The organism is Ignisphaera sp. (assembly GCA_038831005.1).
Lineage (GTDB): Archaea > Thermoproteota > Thermoprotei_A > Sulfolobales > Ignisphaeraceae > Ignisphaera.
On sequence record JAWBKZ010000005.1, the window covers coordinates 235,717 to 257,268 of the forward strand.

Consider the following 21,552-nt stretch of genomic DNA (forward strand, 5'->3'; position numbering starts at 1 on the left):
GGTGAGGGTTTTTGATTTACACATCTATAGCCAAGATATGGTGTAGAGAAACAGGACTTAGAGCGAGACTACTACTAGAGGATGGTACAGCAGTAGAGGGTTGTGGCTTTGGATACGCTGATACAAGAGTTGGTGAAATTGTTTTCTCGACAGGTATGACAGGTTATACAGAAGCTTTAACTGATCCTAGTTTTGCAGGTCAAATACTTGTGTGGACACATCCCATGGTTGGCTGTTATGGGGTTCCAACTACAAAGCACTCAATAGCTGATGTGCCAATAAATTTTGAATCAGATAGAATCCAAGTTGAAGGATTTATAGTAACATTTCTACCACCTCCAAATCATTATCTAAGTGTAGCATCATTAAATGAATGGTTAAGAAATTCACAAGTTCCAGGTATGTATGAAGTCGATACTAGGGCTCTTGTCAAGAAGCTACGAGAATACGGAGTTATGATGGGTGTACTATCTGTTTTTCCCGAGAATGAAGTTATCGAATGGACGGAACTTGAAAAGAAGTTGAAAATAGCTGAAAGATACGATTTGAAAGATTTCACATACCTAGTATCACCAAGAACTACAATAGTTCACGAACCCCCATCAAGACCCGAAGCAACTATAGCTGTACTTGATTGTGGTATAAAGTACGGTATAATTAGGTGGCTTCTGAGTCTAGGTTTTAGAGTAGTTAGATTCCCATGCTGGTCATCAGCTAGCGAATTACTTGAAGCCGGAGATGGTATAGTTATCAGCAATGGTCCTGGAAACCCCGTGGTACTCAAAAAACAAATCGATACAGTAAAAGAGATAGTCTATTCTGGAAAACCTGTACTAGGTATATGTCTAGGTATGCAACTAATTTCACTAGCTCTAGGTGCTGAAACCTACAAGCTCAAGTATGGCCATAGAGGTCCAAATAAAGGCGTAATAGATGTGCTAACTAAGAAGGGATATATAACTACACAAAATCATGGTTATGCCGTGAAAGAAGATTTGCTTGACAATGCCGAACTTGTAGCATGGTTTAAGAACATAGATGATGAATCGATTGAGGGTGTAGTACATAAAAAGTTGCCAGTAATAGCTACACAATTCCATCCAGAAGGTGGACCAGGACCTCATGATACCGTATGGGTTTTTGAAAAATTCAAGAAGATGGTTATGAACCATGGAAACACCTAGAAAGGTTCTTATAATAGGTTCGGGATCTATTAAAATTGCTGAAGCTGCCGAATTTGATTATAGCGGTAATCAGGCACTCAAAGCGGTGAAGGAAGAGGGTATAGAGGTTATTTTAATTAACCCCAACATAGCTACTATACAGACTAGCTACAAGTTTGCTGATAAGGTATACCTACTGCCACTAAAGCCCGATTTTGTGTCTAAGGTTATTGAAAAAGAGCTCCCGGACGGAATCATGGTTGGATTTGGTGGACAAACGGCTCTCAGCTTAGGTGTAAGACTTTATGATGATGGTGTACTAAATAAATATGGTGTTAAAGTTCTCGGTACACCTATTGAAGGTATAAGAAGAGCTCTATCCAGAGACCTTTTCCGAAAAACAACAAAAAAATTTGGTATCCCTATACCACCAAGTAGAGCTGTATATAGTGTTGAGGAAGCTCTAGAGATTGCCGAAGAATTTGAATACCCCGTTATGATCAGGGTAAGTTTTAATCTTGGTGGAGCTGGAAGCTTTGTTGCATGGGATAAGAATGATCTTCAGAAGAGGATTATCGCTGCATTTGCTCAGTCTGAGATAGGTGAAATACTTGTTGAAAAATATCTTCATCACTGGAAAGAGATAGAATTCGAGGTTGTTAGAGATGCTTATGATAATGTTGCAGCAGTAGCGTGTATGGAGAATCTGGATCCAATGGGGATACACACAGGTGAGTCGATAGTCATAGCTCCTTGTCAAACACTCACAGATTACGAATATCAACTCTCTAGAAACCTGTCTATAGCTACTGAAAGAGCCATCATGCTTGTCGGTGAAGGAAATGTACAGGTAGCTTTAAATCCATGGAATAGCGAGGAAGCATATGTGATAGAAACTAATCCGAGAATGTCTAGAAGTAGTGCATTGGCTAGTAAAGCTACAGGTTATCCTTTAGCCTACATAGCTGCTAAACTGGCTCTAGGCTATAAACTCTATGAGATCATTAACAAGGTGACGGGAAAAACTTCTGCATGTTTCGAGCCCAGCCTAGACTATGTCGTTATAAAGGTTCCGAGATGGAATCTAGACAAATTCGAGTATGTTAATAAATCTATAGGGACGGAAATGAAAAGTGTTGGAGAGGTTATGGCTATTGGTAGAACATTCCAAGAAGCTTTACAAAAAGCTTTACGCATGCTCGACATTGGTGAACCAGGTGTTGTTGGAGGTCCTGTCTACGAGGATGACGGTATATCACTTGATTACGTAATGGATAAGCTTAGGAAAAGAGAGCCCTACTGGCCTATATGGGTAGCAAAAGCCTTTAAACATGGAGTAGATGTTGACACAATTTATGAGATAACAGGTATAGATAAACATTTCCTTAAACAGGTTAAAGAGATAGTTGATTTTTATGAGGAATTGAAGAAAAGCTCTAAGAACATATATCCATCACCATTAATTATAGCTGAAGCTAAAAGAATGGGGTTTAGCGACGAACAGATATCTAGAGCATTAGGTGTATTGGCTGACGATATCAGAGCATTTAGGAAGAAGTATGGTATGGAGCCTGTTGTTAAGCAGATAGATACACTAGCTGCTGAATGGCCTGCCCAGACTAATTACCTATATCTAACGTATAATGGTTGGGAACATGATATATCATTCAATAGTATGAAGCCAAAAGTGATGGTTCTAGGTGCTGGAGGATTTAGGATAGGTGTAAGTGTGGAATTTGATTGGAGTATAGTTACATTTACAGATGAAGCTAAATCCCTTGGATACGAGGTGGTAGTCGTAAACTATAACCCCGAAACTGTTTCTACAGATTGGGATATAAGCGATAAACTCTATTTCGATGAGATAACAGTTGAACGTGTTTTAGACATATATGAGCTCGAGAACCCTGAAGGTGTTGTAGCTTTCTTGGGTGGACAAATATCGAATAATATAGCGTGGGCTTTAGAGAAAAGAAAAGTAGTACTTTTGGGTACACCAGGTATAAGTGTTCATAGAGCCGAAAACAGAGCTCTATTTAGTGAACTACTAGATAAGCTAGGAGTCAAACAACCTAGGTGGGTAGTAGCTACAAATATTATAGAAGTGATAAGGTTTGTTGAAGATGAAGGGTTTCCAGTACTTGTTAGACCTAGCTATGTTCTTAGCGGATCCTCTATGGCTATAGCAAACAGTCTCGATGAAGTACTGGAGTTTATATCTAGAGCCGCAAAAATATCTCCTGAGTATCCCGTAGTTATCTCGAAATTTATTGATAATGCTATTGAATTCGAGTTCGATGGTGTTGGTCTTAAGGATACTGTTGTTGGTGCATTTATAGAGCATATAGAGCCTGCAGGTGTTCATAGCGGTGATGCTACAATGGTTCTACCACCTCGATACCTGCCGGAAAAAGCATTAAAGAAGGCTGCAGATATCGTTATGAAGCTTAGTGCTGAACTGAATATAAAAGGACCTTTCAATCTACAGATGCTCTATAAAGATGGTGAAGTCTATGTGATAGAACTTAACTTGAGGGCTAGTAGGTCTATGCCCTTTACAAGCAAAGTTACAGGATATAATCTGATGAAAGCTGCAGCAGAAGTGTCTCTAAAAGGTAGCCTAAACAATAGTATTGAGTCTCACAAACTTAATGTACTTAAACCTAAATGGTATGGTGTTAAATCACCGCAGTTCTCATGGTCTAGGTTAAGAGGCTCTTACCCCTTCTTAGGGCCTGAAATGAGAAGTGTTGGAGAAGTAGCGTGCATTGCTGATACCTATGAAGAGGCATTGATCATGAGTTGGCTCAGTGTTCAAGGAAGTAGGTTACCAGAAAAAAAGGAGAAGATACTGATATATACACCTTTAGGTCATGTGGATATACTTAATGAAGCAGCAAAAATATTGCTAGACATAGGATACAGAATTGCTACAGTAGAGAATATGACTATAAACTATGGCGAAATTCTAAGTATAAAGCAGATAGAGAAGGATTTTATAAGCAGATCAATAGGGCTAGTCATGACCACTGGATACAAGCCCGAAAAGGATTATGCTGTAAGGAGAATGGCTGCGGAAATGGTTGTACCGCTTATACTTAATCATAAACTTGCATACGAATTTTCTAAATCACTAAAGTATGTAAGGGATAAGGAACCTATAATAAAAGACATGAAGGAGTATTGGAAAGACGTAAAGGAAATCATAGAAGTGTATGGCTAACCATATGTTTCACTGTGTATAGGTGAAACAGCTGGTGAGTTCTAGAGTACGTCCTCTATATGCAATAACTGCTGTAGGAGCTGTTGTATTACGCAACAATAATGTTCTGATAGTGAAGAGAGGTTTCAATCCTGGTAAAGGGTTGTGGTCTATTCCTGGAGGTGTTGTTGAAGCTGGTGAAAACATATATGAAGCTGCTAGAAGAGAACTTAACGAGGAAACAGGTATAGATGCTAAACCATTGGGAGTTTTGCTCATAATAAACAACATAGTTAGAGACAGTACATCGAGAATCGTATATCACTATCTTATACTGGATGTATTGTTTGATGAAAAATCAGTCAAGGGTAGTCCAAGACCAGGAGGAGACGCTATTGACGTAGCTTTCATACCTATCGATGAAGTTGTTAAGAGAAGTGATGTAACTAGGTCAACAAAATACCTAGTTAACCTACTAGCCAAAGAGAATGGTAATAGGTTACAATTACTAGATGTATATGAGCTTGATGTTTTTGACTAGACAGTATAGATATGTGTAGTTGTTCATGATGGTTAAATAGATTTTCTTCTACTATAATTTAGTTGCTTAACGGTTAACCAAATAGGTGTAGATATGTCAGATACCGATATATATGATGTTATAGTAATAGGTGGTGGTATTGCAGGCCTTTCTGCCGCACTATACACCTCTAGACAGGGGCTTAGGACCTTAGTTGTATCTATAGATATTGGAGGTCAATTATCTTATGCAAGTGTTATTGAGAACTATCCTGGAATAGAATCTGTTTCAGGGCTAAATCTTGTGCTAAAGATCCAGAAACAAGCAACTTCATTTGGAGCAGAAATAGTTATAGATGAGGTTACGTCATTAAGTAGAGAAAATGGTTTATTTGTTGTTAGAACCAGAAAAGGAAGTACATATAGAGCTATAGCTGTTATTGCTGCATGCGGTAAAGCACCTAAACGACTTGGTTTAGTTAACGAAGATAGCCTTATTGGTAAAGGTGTTAGCTATTGTGTTACATGTGATGCTCCTCTCTATAGAGGTAAAGAGGTTGCTCTTGTTAGTTTTGGTGAGAAAGGAATAGAATCTCTAGAAATACTATCTTCTTTAGCTAGTAAGGTGTACTATATAGTGTCTAACAACAATGATTCAAGTATACAGATAGCTAAACAACTACCAAACGTCGTTATTTATCCAGGATACCAAGTTAAAGGTTTAGTTGGATATGATCATATCAAAGAAGCAGTCATAGGCAATAGAGAGGGTAATGAGGCTAGATTAAAGGTTGACGGAATTTTCGTAGAGCTTGGTTTTGAAATAAGTGCCCATTTCTTAAAGGATTTTGTAGATTTCAATGATAAAGGTGAGGTTATCGCAGACGCGTTTGGTAAAACTAAGACTGAAGGTCTTTTTGTTGCTGGAGATATTGTAGACATACCATATAAGCAGGCTGTAATAGCTGCTGCCTCTGGCGTTATTTCAGCTCTTTCAGCTATTAATTACGTGTATAGATATAAGGGTATGGAAAAGTCTATAACAAGCGATTGGAAGAAAAACCTAAAGATACCAAAAAGATCCTTAAGACTCTAAATAAACCTTCAGCGCAATTCTCTTCTATCATCAACACCACTCAAATGCGGTGGAGGCTCATCATCTAGTCTAAGTCTCTTGAATTCAGCTAATATTTGTTTAATTTCATCACACTTAGGTTGACCTGATGCTGTTGGTGTAGATATGTAACAGTACAGGAGTTTAGAGCCAAGTAAAGCAAAAGCAATCCTCTCAATAGGACTTGAACCTATAGGCATGACAGCTACATTATTACTCAATTCGAGAAGCTCCATCAGGAAGGTTCTATAGCCGGGAAAAGGTTTCGTAGCTACTTTAACTACAAATGCTTTATCTATAAAGCTTTCAACGTCTTTCTTAACAGATTTAAGGTCAATGCTGTATGGATTCAATATATGTATAGATACTATTTTGTTCCTATAGTCAACACCATATTTCTTAACAAACCTCATTTCAACATCATACATTATCCCAAGCTCTACAAGTTTGTTAAGTAGAGATAATTTAATTTCATCGCTATGCTTCTTAACACCACCCTCCTGAACATCTCTAAGTGTCACAATGATTTTTGAATTCTTGATTAATGAATAGTTTATTGATAGAGGATCATCGCTATAGTCAACCCTAAGTTCGATAAAATCTACATCAGTACAACAGCTATATACCTTCAGTACATCATCAGCATATCTCACAGGAATAGAAGCCACAAGCTGTAGCCTCAGTATGGATCACCTAAATAATCTCTATTTTTCCTCCTAGTTTCACTATATCGTTCCAAAAGTTTGGATTACTCTTCTCAACGCATTCAGCTCTATCTATTACTCCACCAACTCTTAATGCTATTGGTGTTGCCATCATAGCTATCCTGTGATCATTAGGACACACTACTTTACCACTTACAGGTTTACTTCCATGTATTCTTATTCTCTTGTAATCAGTATACACCTCTATACCAAAACTTTTAAGGACCTTAACAATCTCAGTTACTCTATCGCTTTCTTTTATCCGTAGTCTCGAAACATTCTCTATGTTTGTGATTCCATCAGCTATGGAAGCTAAAGGAACTATGGATAGAGCCATGTCCGGTGAATCCTCTACATCTATATCAATACCTCTATAACCTTTATGACTTTCAGAAGCCTCAGCAATCCACACACCATCTATGTATATGCTTTGAGCTCCCATTGCCTCATATACATCAACTATAGTATGGTCTCCCACATACTCTTCCGGTTGTGGAAGATTCCTTACCTCTATACGTCCATTAGTAAGAAGTGCTGAAGATACGTAAAATGATGCTAACAGATAGTCTCCAGGTACCTTACCTGTATATCCAGATACTCTATCCTTTACATCAATCTCTATCCTATTGCTATACACATTTACATCTACACCAATCTTCTTGAGTATTGATGCTGTTAGATTTATGTAGCTCTTAGAGACTATGGGAGGTGTTATCTTTATTGTACCCCCACCAGCTATAGCAAAAGCTATCATGAATCCAGACACATATTGACTACTTTCGTATCCAGGTATCTCAATGTATGTATCTCTTAACTTTCCCTCTATAGTTAGCGGTAGACTTCTTGACGAGAATTTAATTCCTTTATCCTCTAAACTTTCTATAATTGCTTTTAAAGGTCTCCTACGTAGAGACTCATCACCATCAATCGTTATCTTACCACCCACAATCAATGCAATAGGTATGAACATCCTCAAGGTTGTGGCTGATCCACGTAAATATAGATAGTCTTTAACTATTTTAAGCTCCTCACCCTTCTTTACAAACTTGCCACCAGTATACTCTATACCTAATACCTTAACAGCTTCTATAGCATCTTCAACATCATTCGATAAAGCAAGATCGTAGAGTTCTATAGGTGCTATCGTTGAGCAAAATATGTATCTAATTGCATAACTCTTCGATTGAGGAGCATCTATGGTGCCAGAGATTCTCGAAGGTGATACTATTACCTTCATGTACCTCCTACACCAACTATGTCAACGACCTTGATCGTATCTACATAACGTTTGAATAAATCGATAAAATATTGTTCATCACCCTTTCTACAGAGAGCAAACATAGATGGTCCATTACCGCTAATACCTGCAGCAAGTGCTCCCCTCCCAATAGCTTCTCTTATTGGCTCTTCATCATATCCAAGGATTCTTGCTACAGCGATACCATTGAGCTTTATCGCCTCTAGAATATTTCCTTCAAAAGCTTTATCAAATATTTCATAGAATACATGAGAATATCTACGCATAATATTCGCATCAATTCTCTTCTCTCTATACCCCTTAATGGCTAGTACAACAGATAGATCAAGTTTTGGATCAAATACTCTAAGTATCTTCATATTCAGATTATCTGTCAGTACAGCTCCACCATAATAAGCTGCTGCAGCATCATCAAGTGCACCTGTTATAGAGGCTCCAGCTTGAATAGATAATTCAGCGGCTAATCTTGGTATTGATTTCTCATATATTCCATATTTTTCTGTAATAGCTCTTATAATTGAAACAGCTACAGCACTACTACTCTTTAGACCACTCATTGGGGGAATTTCTGAAGATATCTCTACTTCGAATAATGGTAGAGAGTACTTTCTAACGAAATATTGAACTATTGTTTCAACGAGTTTTGAAGTGTATCTACAAGGCTCTTTACATGTCTTTATAGCGCTATGCACCCTCAGGTTTACAGCCATGGTTCCTCCAAACCAAGAAGGAATTGCATTAATTATTGATATTCCTCCGAAGGCCTGCATAGAGATTTGTACCTCTCCCATCTCTCTTGTATAGTTTCTACATCTCTATCTGAAAGCCTTACAGCAGGTATAACATTAGCTCTAATACTATGATCTACTAACGTTATTGCCACCATTGCCTCAACAACAGCTACACCCCTAATGGCTATACATGGATCATGTCTACCACGAATAGAAACTGTTTTCTCTTCAAAAGATCTTATATCCACAGTTTTCTGTGGAAACCTTATAGATGATGTTGGTTTGAAAGCACATCTAATAACTATCTCTTCACCAGTTGTTATACCCCCTAGTATACCGCCAGCATAATTGTATCTCCACCGAATACTGCCATTCTCTACGAATACCTCGTCTGCTACCTCGCTACCTCTCTTCTTTGCATAGTTAAATCCAAGACCATATTCGAAACCAGTAACACCAGGTATAGACATTACAGATTTCGCTAAATCAGCTTTAATCTTATCGAAAACCGGTTCACCTAAACCCGCAGGTGGATTAAACACATGCACCTCTACGACTCCGCCATAGCTATCACCATCATTAATTGCATTGCGTAATATTTCAGCAAACTTAGATTCGGTTTCGGGTTTACATGCTCTTAACGGACTACATCTAGCGTAAACAAGGTCTCTGAAACTTATTTTGTCTTCGACAGAGATAGTGCCTATCGACTTAATGCATCCTAGAACTAGCGTATTGCTCGACATGAGGAGTTTCTTGGCCAATGCTCCAGCTATTACACGAGCAACTGTTTCCCTACCACTAGCTCTTCCACCACCTCTGTAATCCCAATTCTCATAACCATACTTAATGATATAGGGGATATCAGCGTGATTAGGTCTTGGGGTGTACTTGATCTCTTCGTAGTAACTCGAGTCTACATCTATATTCCTCACAATAACAGTTATTGGTGCACCCGTAGTCTTGCCATTGAATATACCACTAATGATCTCTACCCGATCTAGTTCCCTTCTAGGTGATGTAAACGCTTTCCCTGGTCTCCTCAATCTAAGCTCGATTTCTATATCATCTGTACTGATAGGTAATCCAGCTGGAACACCATCAATTACAACCCCTACAGTAGGTCCATGACTTTCCCCAAATGTTGTTACCTTGAAGAATCTACCAAACGAGTTTCCTGGCATACAGATAACCTATAACCTCTTCATATGGTATCCTTACTTCACCGAACCATATCTCTTGAGCTTCCAATGCTTGTTTAACTAGGATCTCGAGCCCATTTATCACCTTAATTCCTCTCATTTTAGCTTTAACAACGAGCTGTGTTTCAACAGGTCTATACACAAACTCTATAACAACATCTGTATTGAGACATACCTCCGGTACTATTTCCGGATTAGGTGTAGCATTCGCAACAACTCTTGATCTATTCTCACATGATTCACCTATTTCAGCATCTACGCCGTATTCCGCGAGGTCTTTAACCAGTTTTTCAGCTCTCGATCTACTTCTATTAATTATCACAATCCTACAGCCCAGTTTTCCTAAAGCGAAAGCTGCTGCTCTCGCTGCTCCACCAGCACCATAGATATAACATAAATCTCCATCCAGATTGTTCAAATTCTCTTTAACAAGCACCTCTATTGCTATATAGTCGGTATTGTATCCAACACCCTTGTGTACGGTATTTACAGCTCCGATAGCTTTAGCTATAGGATCTAAGTCCTCTAGAAACCCTATAACCTTCTCTTTATACGGAATCGTTATGTTCAGACCTTCGCATAACTCCATCAAAGCTGGAAATAGATATTGAAAACGTTCTTCCGGAATATCGAAAGCTAGATACACAGCATTATGTCCCGTCTTTCTAAACACGTAATTGTGTATAGGTGGTGAGAGAGAGTACTGTATGTTTCTGCCTATGACGCCGAATAGTTTGGTGGAGGCATTTATTATCCAATCCATTTAGTTATACCCTCCTCAATTCTATCTATGGTTATCTCACGTTTAACCCATGTACCTATATCAACTAAAATAGGCATAGATATGCTGTTACCCCTTCTCTTCTTATCTCTAGCTATAGACTTTATTACCTCACTTATATCAATAGCGATTGATAGATCCTTTATTGAGATTGGTAAAGAGTATTCTCTCAACACATTTTCTACAAGCTTGACACAGCTATTATTTGTTATTCCTAATTCAGTCCCAAGTACTGTCTCAATAACCATGCCTATTGCTACAGCTCTACCATGAGATACAGCAAATCCCGATGCAGCTTCAATAGCATGACCAACGGTATGACCGAAATTCAGCACTATTCTTACACCCTTCAATTCATAGGGATCCTCCTTGACCACATTAAGCTTGTTCAGAATTGCTCTATACACTATGTACTCTACTGCATCATCTCTCCGACTGATAATACCGTCTACATTATCCTTTAAATAACTGAATAACGTTTTATCTAGTACAACACCATATTTTATGACTTCGGCTAATCCATTCAAATACTCGTTTTTTGGAAGCGTATCTAGAAAACCTATATCAGCTATAACTACATATGGTTGATAGAAGGTCCCTATAACGTTTTTGATTTTCCTGAAGTTAACAGCATTTTTACCTCCGATTGCTGCATCGACCATACCGAGTAGTGTTGTAGGTATGTTTATAAGCTTCATTCCCCTCATGTATATCGATGTAGCAAAATCTACAACATCAGTAAGGGTTCCTCCACCAACAGCTATAACATAATCGTTTCTCTGAAAACCTTCTCTATATAGATAATCAATTATATTGATTACTGTATCCAGATCTTTATCTTGTTCACCTCCCTCGAGGACAAACTCATGTATTTCGTCTCCTAAAACCTCAACAATTCTATCTATACTTATGGACTTCTGTCTGACTATCAGTACCTTACCATTCTTGACTACTTCTCTTAGATATTTAATTGCATTCCTACCTACAAAAATCTTTGTATCAACACAACATATTCTTTCCTCGATTATCTTCAAATCGATCTACCTATTGCTTGAGCCACAGCCTTAATTCCCTCCATAAGATTTTCGAACTCTTTCACAGTCAATTGTTGTTCAGAATCGCTTAACGCCTTACTGGGCTCTGGATGCACTTCTACCATAACTACATCAGCTCCTGCTGCTACAGCTGCTAATGTCAGCGCCTCTACGTATTCTCTTTTTCCTGATGGATGACTTGGATCAGCTGCTACTGGCAAGTGTGACGTCTTTTTTGCTACAACCATACCAGCTATATCGAAAGTGAACCTAGTTGTACTCTCAAAAGTTCTTATACCTCTTTCACAAAGCACAACTTGTCCATTTCCTTCTAACAAAATGTATTCAGCCGATAGTAACCATTCTTCGACAGTCATACCGAAACCTCTCTTAAGCAGTACTGGTTTACGGCTTTTACCAACTTCTTTCAATAATGGATAGTTCTGAGCATTTCTCGCCCCTATCTGAAGCACATCAACATATTCGCTAACCGTATACACATCTCTTGGATCCATAACCTCAGAAACTATCGGTATACCAACAACATCCTTGACCTTCTTTAGTATATTTAACCCCTCTAAACCCAATCCCTGAAACGTATATGGACTTGTTCGAGGCTTAAACGCCCCACCCCTAATTAGTGAGGCTCCAGCTCTCTTAACGGCTCTAGCCACTTCAATCATTTGCTCCTCATTCTCTACAGCACAAGGACCAGCTATGATAACTATCTTTCTGCTACCAATCTCGATGCCATCGATATTAAAGATCGTTTTCTCTCTCCACTCATTAGATGTTAGAGGAAACTTATATCTAGACCTTATTTTTAGTTCAACATCTTCATCAATGACATCTTCAACAAGTTTATCAGGCCAAGCGATCACGATTCTTCTACCATAGAGATCTACAACTCTATATGACGCAGATCTTGATCTGATGCTCTCTACAATTTTTGACTCATCTCTATTCGGTTTCAATATGAACATCATATCCTACCACCTAATCTTTCGACAATTTTTCGAAAAAGCACAAAGATTTTTTCATGAACAAGAGGAGAAAAACTGTTATTCTTCTGAATCTCGTAGACAACGTCCTTTATTTCATTAAGCCTTATGCTTATGGCAGTAAGTTCCCTAAATGTTGGTGTTGAAAGCTTTAGCGGATCTATACCAAGTTCTTTCGATAGTTCTTCTACACCTAATTGAAACAATAGTATAAGCATATGAGTTAAAACTTGAACTACTGCCATGGCCTTCTCGTGCTCTTCGTAGCTCACTACAACAGGGTCTAGACCTACACACCTCCAGAAATCAACAACATCTTCTAGAACATCTTTCCCTGATCCTGATGGTATTACTGCTATCTTCTGACCATATGCTGATGTAGATGGACCGAAAAGCGGATGTGTAGACACATATGCAAATCCATATACATGTGAGAGCTTCTCGACATATTCGTATACCAAGTTTTTTGATGAGAGTATATCCATTACGATTTTACCAGACATATGCCTGGCGATAATGTCTACAAAACCATCTAGATAAGCTTGTAGTGAAAGTGCTAAAATTATGTGATTACATGTTGTTAATGCTTTCTCGAGCTCTATAGCGCTACAGCCCAACTCTCTCGCTACAGTCTTGGCTTTATCAATATCTCTCCCAGTGATAACGACCTCGAATCCTCTACGTATAATCTGTGAACCAAGTGCCTTCCCCATCTTACCGTAACCAACAATAGCTACACGAGCTCCATAAACGCTTCTACATCCATCAATAGATTTAATCACATCTAATTGCAATTTCTTCGAATGCTTCAAGATCTCCTCAAGTATTTGTTCCACAAGGTCCGGTGGAACTCCATATGTTGCTGCAAGTTTTCTCCACTTTATTGATAGATCTATTTCCCTTGCTTCATCATTGATGCTCAAACCATAGCTACGTTTATGCTCAGCTATACTCTTAACTAATTCCAGTCTCCTAGACAGCAACTCGATTATCTGTCTATCTATATCATCTATCTTCTTCCTAATTTCGGCTATGTCCATGATTAAGAACCTCACGGCATTTCTCAATAATTGCTCTCGAACTAAGGTGGAAGTACTCCCACAGCTCTTTCACACTTCTACCTGATCTTCCATAACTTTTTGCACCCACAATTCTCATAGGGACTGGATATTTTTGAACAAGAACTTCGGCAATAGCACTTCCGAGACCACCATACACCATATGCTCTTCAACTACAACTATACGCCCCGTCCTACGCGCATATCTTTCTATAAGCTCGATATCAAGAGGTTTAACCGAGATCATGTTTATAACAGCTACATTAATACCTTCACGCATCAATTCTTCTGCTGCTATAAGAGCTTCATAAAGTATGGGACCTGCACCAACTATCGTTACATCATGTCCTTCTTTAAGTATGTATCCTTTACCAAGCTCAAAAACATAGTCATGATCAGCTGATACCGGTGGCGAGTAATCTCTGCCAACCCTGTAGTATAAGGGTCCATAAACATTTTTGATTACATGAGGAAGACTTCTCTCAACATCATACGTATCTGCAGGTACAACTATCTTCATGTTAGGTAATACCCTCATCAAAGCCACATCCTCTAGTGATTGATGACTAGAGCCATCAGCATGATCACTATATCCTGCATGTGTTCCTATGATCTTAATATTGAGATTCATCCTATCTACACTATTTCTTATTTGTTCCCAAGCTCGCATCAAGAACATCGAGAAAGCTATAACTACTGGTTTAGCACCTGCGGAAGCGAGTCCTGCTGCAAACGATAACATATGTTGTTCAGATATACCCACATTGAAGTATCTATCCGGAAATCTTTTACCGAATAGGTGAGCTCTGGTTGGTTTTCCTACATCTGCTGTGACAACCACTAGATCCTCTAATTCTTCACCTAATGTCTCTAGAATGTAACCTACAGTATCCCTGAAGGATTTCAATTCCTGCATATCTTTGAAACCCTTTTTGATCAGCTTTTGTTCATCTCTTTTGCTACATCACCATTGTTTGTATTGTTTCTACAGTTTTCTTTAATTGTTTTTGCAAATATTACTGTAGGTCTATCTGATTCTAGTGCCTCTTCTACAGCTAATATGATGCTTGATATGCTATGACCATCACACCATAGAACCTTCCAGCCTACCATCCTCCATATGAAGGGCATGTAGCTTTTGGGTTTGACATCCTCTGTGTTCCCATCAAGTTGACATTCATTGAAATCAACTATAACTATCAGGTTGTTAAGCTTCAGCAGAGGTGCATTCGTAATAGCCTCCCATACTTGACCTTCATCTTGTTCGCCATCACCTAGGATTACAAACACTCTTCCTTTTCCTCCACACCGCTTAATCCATGCTGCTACACCTATACCGAAACTGATTCCCTGTCCTAAACTACCTGTAGACATATCTACTCCAGGTATCGATATATCTGGATGGTTTTGGAGAATAGAGTTAACGCTATTTATTTTGAATAACTCATTTCTATCTATTACACCAATTTCTGAAAGTATTGCATAGAGAGCTGGTGCTGCATGACCCTTACTCAGAATTAGCCAATCCTTATCAAGCTTGATTGGACTATTCCTAAGGAATCTTGTGGCTATTGTAGCTATTATGTCGAGTGAACTCAATGAAGATTCTAGATGAATGTGTTTTTCCTGTTGGCTTACCAGAAGAAGGGTTTTTCGAGCATTCTCTGCTATTTCCTTTATCTGGTTTATGCTATTGGATATGTTCTCTAATATTGGAGCTGCATCTCCCTTCACCCACAAAATTCCATCTAGCCCACCATATTGTAACAGGATTCAGCTGACCATACATCTATTCTAGAGGGTATATATAAAGTTTGTGTTTACATGGTACATACAAATTTATTCAGCTTAGAATGATTTAAATTTCCTGTACCCTAACAAAATGAATGCTTTGGTGTTGAAATATATGCAAACCTTGATGGAGAAGATAGTTAGTAGAGCTGCTGGAAAGTCTATAGCTCCTGGAGATATTGTTGAAGTAGGAGTAGATATCGTAGCTTTTCATGATCTGACAGGATACCACGTAATAGAGGTTATGGAGAGCGCGGGTCTCAAGAAGATACACAAGCTTGAGAGTATTGTTGTGGCTTTCGATCATCTGGTACCACCGCCAGATACTAGAAGCGCTGAGATTCAGCAAACTATAAGGAGATTTGTTAGAGAAATGAATGTTACTAAATTTCATGATGTCGGTTACGGAATATTGCATCAAGTTCTCGTAGAAAGGTATGTTCTTCCCGGCCAGGTTGTTGTTGCAGCTGATAGCCATACAACAACATCTGGTGCTTTAGGTGCTTTTGCTCAAGGTATGGGTGCCAGTGATATAGCTGCAGCAATTATAACGGGCAAGACGTGGCTCACCGTACCCCAACCCTTTAAAATAATTCTAGAAGGTAAGCTTAAGAATGAGTTTGTTACGGGAAAAGAGGTTGCTCTCGAGATTTTGAGAGTATTTAAAGCAGATTACTTCGTAGGTATGTCTATAGAGGTATTTGTCAAAGAACCTTCAGCCTTTCCCATGGACTACAGGATAACCGTTGCTAATATGGGCATAGAGATGAATGCTGATGCCCTCATGTTTATACCAGATATTGTTACAGAAAAATATCTAATGGATATGAGAGGTATTGAGGTAAAACCTGTGCAACCAGATCCGGGAGCTAAATACATTGATGAGTATACAGTTGAACTTGATAAGGTAGGCTTCTTAGTAGCTGCACCCCATAGCGTTGATAACGTTAAATATGTCGAAGAAGTAGACGGAGAAGAAGTGGATATGGTTTTCATAGGCTCTTGTACTAATGGTAGACTTAGCGATTTCGAGATAGCGGCAAAAATCATGAAAGGCAGAAAGGCAAAAACAAGGTGTATAGTTATACCGGCCTCTTGGAATGTGTTTAGAAAGGCTATGGAGTTAGGCTATATACAGACACTAGTTGAAGCTGGCTGTATAGTTACATACGGTACATGTGGACCATGTATAGGTGGTCACTTCGGCATAGCTGGGCCCAATGAAGTAGTTGTATCTACATCGAATAGAAACTTCATAGGGAGGATGGGTAGTCCACAAGCAAAAATATATCTCTCAGGACCAGCTATAGCTGCAGCTACAGCTATACTCGGAAGAATAGCCGAACCAGGTGATGTAATATGATTATCGAGGGAAAGGTCATAAAGTTAGGAGATAAAATAGATACAGATGTAATTATACCTGCTAAACACTTAAGATTCACAGACCCACAGTACCTCGCACAACATGTCTTTGAACCCATTGATCCAGAATTTCATAAGAAGGCCCGAGGAGCAGTGATAGTAGCTGGAAAAGTATTTGGCATGGGCTCATCTAGAGAACAAGCAGCTATAGCAATAAAAGCTGCAGGTGTTAAAGCAGTTATAGCGGAATCGTTTGCAAGAATATTCTATAGAAACGCTATAAACAATGGTTTACCTGCAATAGTATGTCCTGGGATATCTAAAGAAGTTAACGAGGGAGACATAATTGTAGTAGATATAGAGACTGGAGAAGTTAGAGTAAGAGGTAACAAAACTGTAAAATGTAGAGGTATAACAGGCATGGCACTAGAAATCCTAAAGAGTGGAGGACTCATTGAGTATCTGAGAAATCTAGATAAAGAAAACATAAAATAACTGAATGACATGAACATAATATAGTAAAAACACGTATTTTACTGTCCTCTATCCTAGCGTTGATGTTTATAAATGATACATAGGTTTGGATTACACTACTGATTTACCTTTGTTTTAACTATTTTTCCTATCCAATAATACGATCAGTCAGCTATATATATATCCTTAACCTCGCTATGTAGGAATTCAGTAGGTGGGATTTTGATTTCCAGAAAGAACCTGCTTGCATCAATAGCTATAGTTGTATTACTATACTTATCAATAGTAAGCCACTTCGTGATGCAGAGCTACAGAAATTATAATAATACTAGTGATGTTCAAGCTGGTTGGAACCCTAACTTTCAACTACCTAAAATTAAGATCAGTAGTGATGAAGATATTCTAAATCTGGGTGAAGATATTGAAGGTCTTAATGAAGGAGAAACCTTGAGTGTAACACTTATAACAGGAGACTCTGTAACTATACTGAAGAAAGACGGTAAGATATCTGTGGCTATAGATGCTGTTGATATTAGGAAGAACTTCTATGTATTTCCAAAGGGTAACACAATATATGTTGTCCCTGAAGATGTGGATTTGAAAAAGTTTGATATAGAGCTCTTTAACATTAGGCTTCTTGCTGACCATATAAATATGACTAGAGGCAGAATTCCGCTAATAATCAAGGTTCGCAATAATGTTCCTTTAGAACATGTAGTGAAACGCGTAGAAAAAACTACTGAAGAACTAAAGGAACTAAAACACAGGAATCTGGAGATAATTAGTTCTGTAGCACTTAGAGTACCAATACAAGAAAGAGAGAAAGTTCTTAAGACACTCTATAAGGTTTTAGCAAACGATTCATCCATAGATAAGATTGTATTGGACAGAATCCACAGAGTAAGTAGTAAAGGAGAGGATATAGGCATTCAGCTATACGAAAGTATCCCACTTATGAGTATACCAGATCTCTGGAACATAGACATAAATGGTAGTGGCTACACTATAGCTGTTCTTGATACAGGTATTGATCCGAACCATCCAGATTTCTATATAGATGGTGAGACCAAGATTGTTGCTATGGAAAGCTTTGTTGATTTTGATTTTGATGATGAAGCAGATGAATCCCCGATTGATGGTCATGGACATGGAACTCACTGCGCAGGTACTGCTGCTGGTGTTGGAGGTTATCTTGATATTGTCAGAGGTGTAGCTCCAGGAGCTAATCTAATAATAGGTAAAGTTCTGTCTAATCTAGGTTATGGTCATGATTCATGGATTATTGAAGGTATTGAATGGGCTGTTGAAAATGGTGCAGACGTTATATCTATGAGCTTAGGTGGATCAGCAACCCTTTCCTACGATCCTCTAGTAGCTGCTGTCAATTGGGCTGTAGAACAAGGTGTTGTAGTTGTTGTGGCTGCAGGTAATAGTGGCCCGAGCTACTTTACTATAGCAAGTCCTGGTGTAGCATCCAAGGCTATAACTGTTGGAGCAGTAGACAAGGAGCTAAATATAGCAGAATTCTCTAGTAGAGGTCCAACACCAAATGCTACACTAAAACCAGATGTAGTTGCACCAGGTGTGTATATTGCTTCTTCAAGAGCTTGGAAAACATATATGGATGAACCTGCATCAATATATCATGTCTATGCATCTGGTACATCAATGGCAACACCACATGTAGCAGGTTATGCAACACTAGTGTTACAGTTACTGGGGGAGTATGGAATTTTAAACAAAATTGTTGAGAGTCTTGGTGTCAATAGAGCTGAAGTAGTTAAGGATATTATAATTTCGACAGCACTAGATCTGGATCTAGATCCATTTACACAAGGTGCGGGATTCGTTGAAGCTTCAAAACTTCTGGAACTACTATTAAATGAAAAACTTGTTATTGTGCATCCTGCACGTATAGATGTTGTTGCATTTGAAAATACTATAGAAGTCATTAACTTAACTCTATACAATCCATTTAATGAAGATGTAAGTATTACAGTGGATCTAGAGTTTAAGCCTTGGATTAGCTTGATGTATGATCCAGTAGGTGATGATATTGTTGTAGTAGATCCACAAGAAGTCACAATTCCTGCAAACAGTTCCATAAACGTTAGCTTAAGTATAGATTTCTCACAAATTCCTACAGGATATCATGCTTTAATTCTAAAAATCATCAGTAGTGACACGGAAATAGGAAAGGCATTGGTGGGGATCTCTAAACCACAAATACTAGCGGTATCAGCATCATTTGAAGGCACTCCTGAACCAATATTTGTCTACGCCACCGGTTTCTCACCCGCTCTAGGCCAAAGTCTATCTCTCTACGGGTATGATTGGGGCTGGATAGGTTACAGCTATGAGGGTGAGGTTATACTCTATCCTCTATATCCAGACACCATATACCTTATCGAGATCGCATCGCTTATCAATCCATATATAGTGTATACAGTAATCTCAACCGATAATGTAACGAATATTTATAGCCTAGAAATAGACTTTGCTGAAGTAGAACCTACATATATCACTACAGCTAACGAGCTCCAAGGGTATGCTTTCGTATCCTACGGAATCAATATGATGATTAGAGATCCTGCTAACAATATTATTGAAAACATCACATATAGCGATGGAACTCTAATCTATCTATATCCTTCAGAGAGTGCTGAGATAAGATATGGAATCATAGATGGATTCTCTACACCCAACTACATAATTGAACTGAATTCAGGATACTTTGGTATTAAAGCAGAAACATATACTGATAGGCCAGAACTCGTATGGGTATTCTATAGAGTTTATACAAGTGTTCCAATAAACGAGTATATCGTTGTAGAGCCTAAGACCGTAAATGTCACACTATACCATGTCCATAGCGCTATATCGGATGATGAAGTAATCGGTAAAGGTGCTCTATTTCTCTTTGGAGGAGTTGTAGATTTAGATAGTAGCATATATAGGGATACTCCCTATCCATCATATACAGTATATCTTGTTGATACAAATGTAACACTATCATTAGGTCGAGCTCTTGATAAACATGCAATACAATCAGAAGATGGTGATACTCTAAATGTATTAGCATATCAATTCCACGGTCTTAATATTGATGGTGGTTACCTCTATGCACCTCTCGCATCACCTTTAGCAGGTACAACTATTTGGAGTTACTCAATGTTGTTAGAAGGGCTTGATTCACACAACTTTACGTATGGCTTTGGACGAGGCCATACATTTAGATCTACATTTACTAAAAGCTATAGCATATACTCGCAAATATATCCCATATCTTATGCTCTGTTGACAATTAATAATGAATCCATCATTGAGATGTTTGATACTTATGCACTTACATACTATCTCGAAGGATTCAATTGGAATAATACTGAGCTAGCTAAAGTTCGTTACGACTTTACCCTAGATTTATCAAGATATCCCTTAATTAAGGTGTCCAATCATGTAAGGTCGTCATCTGTATCACAATTTAATGAACCTAACTATACAGCATATGAAAAAATAAATGCTTTCGGTTATGGTGTTGGCGTAAGAGATATACTCATAGTGGGAGAATTTGATTATCTATATAACTATCTACCAGAAAATGCGTCTACATACATGTACCTATTCATAAATAGACCGGTAGATGGAAACTTTGCATTGACTAAACATAGATTAACACTTATTGGATATACTGATGGATCTTCACAAGAAATCGAGTTACCACTTAACATTGTATCAACAGGACCATCGTATTATATAGGCTTAGTAGAAATTAATTCTCAAGAAATACTTTTGCAAGCATCTCCAGGACCCTTTGATCTAGTCGTCAATCTTTTGTACAATAATAGCTTAACTGGAGATACAATAAATTATGAACTGTATATAGATAACGCTATCTATATAGGAACATCTGTGTATACCCCGGTAACGCCTACTCCAACAGTACCAACAACAACAACAGTAACAGTACCAACAACAACAACAGTAACAGTACCAACAACAACAACAGTAACAGTACCAACAACAACAACAGTAACAGTACCAACAACAACAACAGTAACAGTACCAACAACAACAACAGTAACAGTACCAACAACAACAACAGTAACAGTACCAACAACAACAACAGTAACAGTACCAACAACAACAACAGTAACAGTA

The 21,552-nt window shown here is 38.3% G+C and carries 17 protein-coding genes; 7 read left to right on the forward strand and 10 right to left on the reverse strand.

Annotated features, from left to right (window positions below; genetic code table 11):
• Positions 1-11: 11 nt before the first annotated feature.
• The 4 genes from carA to QXK50_07605 all read left to right on the forward strand — a co-directional run bounded on the left by carA (position 12) and on the right by QXK50_07605 (position 5,980).
• On the forward strand, positions 12-1,184 hold the full coding sequence (gene carA, locus QXK50_07590) for a glutamine-hydrolyzing carbamoyl-phosphate synthase small subunit (GenBank protein MEM2009011.1): 1,173 nt from the start codon (positions 12-14) through the stop codon (positions 1,182-1,184).
• Complete coding sequence (gene carB / locus QXK50_07595; GenBank protein MEM2009012.1) at positions 1,171-4,386, forward strand: carbamoyl-phosphate synthase (glutamine-hydrolyzing) large subunit; 3,216 nt, start codon at positions 1,171-1,173, stop codon at positions 4,384-4,386. Before carA ends, carB begins: the two co-directional genes overlap by 14 nt.
• Positions 4,387-4,420: 34 nt before the next feature.
• The gene (locus QXK50_07600) at positions 4,421-4,906 is read left to right on the forward strand and encodes an NUDIX hydrolase (protein ID MEM2009013.1); all 486 of its coding nucleotides are present in this window, start codon (positions 4,421-4,423) and stop codon (positions 4,904-4,906) included.
• A 93-nt stretch (positions 4,907-4,999) separates the two neighbouring features.
• The gene (locus QXK50_07605) at positions 5,000-5,980 is read left to right on the forward strand and encodes an FAD-dependent oxidoreductase (protein MEM2009014.1); all 981 of its coding nucleotides are present in this window, start codon (positions 5,000-5,002) and stop codon (positions 5,978-5,980) included.
• An 8-nt stretch (positions 5,981-5,988) separates the two neighbouring features.
• Here QXK50_07605 and QXK50_07610 read toward each other — a convergent pair whose 3' ends face one another.
• From QXK50_07610 to QXK50_07655, 10 genes are read right to left on the reverse strand one after another with little or no spacing between them, the layout of a single operon-like run.
• Positions 5,989-6,666 (reverse strand): type I 3-dehydroquinate dehydratase, encoded by a 678-nt coding sequence (locus QXK50_07610; GenBank protein MEM2009015.1) that lies wholly within the window; start codon positions 6,664-6,666, stop codon positions 5,989-5,991.
• Between the two features lie 25 nt (positions 6,667-6,691).
• Entirely contained in the window at positions 6,692-7,939 is a 1,248-nt protein-coding gene (aroA, locus tag QXK50_07615; GenBank protein MEM2009016.1) for a 3-phosphoshikimate 1-carboxyvinyltransferase, read from the reverse strand.
• Positions 7,936-8,730, reverse strand: coding sequence for a shikimate kinase (locus QXK50_07620; GenBank protein MEM2009017.1), 795 nt, complete (start codon positions 8,728-8,730; stop codon positions 7,936-7,938). Before QXK50_07620 ends, aroA begins: the two co-directional genes overlap by 4 nt.
• Entirely contained in the window at positions 8,703-9,875 is a 1,173-nt protein-coding gene (gene aroC / locus QXK50_07625; GenBank protein MEM2009018.1) for a chorismate synthase, read from the reverse strand. Before aroC ends, QXK50_07620 begins: the two co-directional genes overlap by 28 nt.
• Complete coding sequence (locus QXK50_07630; GenBank protein MEM2009019.1) at positions 9,853-10,656, reverse strand: shikimate dehydrogenase; 804 nt, start codon at positions 10,654-10,656, stop codon at positions 9,853-9,855. The genes aroC and QXK50_07630 overlap by 23 nt, the downstream gene beginning before the upstream one ends.
• Positions 10,644-11,708 carry a 3-dehydroquinate synthase gene (gene aroB, locus QXK50_07635; protein ID MEM2009020.1) on the reverse strand — a complete coding sequence of 355 codons (1,065 nt, stop codon included), beginning with the start codon at positions 11,706-11,708 and terminating at the stop codon, positions 10,644-10,646. Before aroB ends, QXK50_07630 begins: the two co-directional genes overlap by 13 nt.
• Positions 11,705-12,694: a 3-deoxy-7-phosphoheptulonate synthase gene (gene aroF, locus QXK50_07640; GenBank protein MEM2009021.1), complete on the reverse strand. Its 990-nt coding sequence runs from the start codon at positions 12,692-12,694 to the stop codon at positions 11,705-11,707. The genes aroB and aroF overlap by 4 nt, the downstream gene beginning before the upstream one ends.
• Entirely contained in the window at positions 12,691-13,749 is a 1,059-nt protein-coding gene (locus QXK50_07645) for a bifunctional chorismate mutase/prephenate dehydrogenase (protein ID MEM2009022.1), read from the reverse strand. Before QXK50_07645 ends, aroF begins: the two co-directional genes overlap by 4 nt.
• On the reverse strand, positions 13,730-14,683 hold the full coding sequence (locus tag QXK50_07650) for a transketolase family protein (protein ID MEM2009023.1): 954 nt from the start codon (positions 14,681-14,683) through the stop codon (positions 13,730-13,732). Before QXK50_07650 ends, QXK50_07645 begins: the two co-directional genes overlap by 20 nt.
• 20 nt (positions 14,684-14,703) lie before the next feature.
• Positions 14,704-15,501 carry a 1-deoxy-D-xylulose-5-phosphate synthase N-terminal domain-containing protein gene (locus QXK50_07655; protein MEM2009024.1) on the reverse strand — a complete coding sequence of 266 codons (798 nt, stop codon included), beginning with the start codon at positions 15,499-15,501 and terminating at the stop codon, positions 14,704-14,706.
• A 172-nt stretch (positions 15,502-15,673) separates the two neighbouring features.
• Between QXK50_07655 and QXK50_07660 the strand changes: the two genes are divergently transcribed.
• The 3 genes from QXK50_07660 to QXK50_07670 form a co-directional block, all read left to right on the forward strand.
• Complete coding sequence (locus tag QXK50_07660) at positions 15,674-16,921, forward strand: 3-isopropylmalate dehydratase large subunit (GenBank protein MEM2009025.1); 1,248 nt, start codon at positions 15,674-15,676, stop codon at positions 16,919-16,921.
• Positions 16,918-17,415, forward strand: a complete 498-nt coding sequence (locus QXK50_07665; GenBank protein MEM2009026.1) for a 3-isopropylmalate dehydratase small subunit — start codon at positions 16,918-16,920, stop codon at positions 17,413-17,415. Before QXK50_07660 ends, QXK50_07665 begins: the two co-directional genes overlap by 4 nt.
• Before the next feature lie 201 nt (positions 17,416-17,616).
• Positions 17,617-21,552, forward strand: a 3,936-nt coding sequence (locus QXK50_07670; protein ID MEM2009027.1) for a S8 family serine peptidase, incomplete at its 3' end; no start/stop codon positions are given.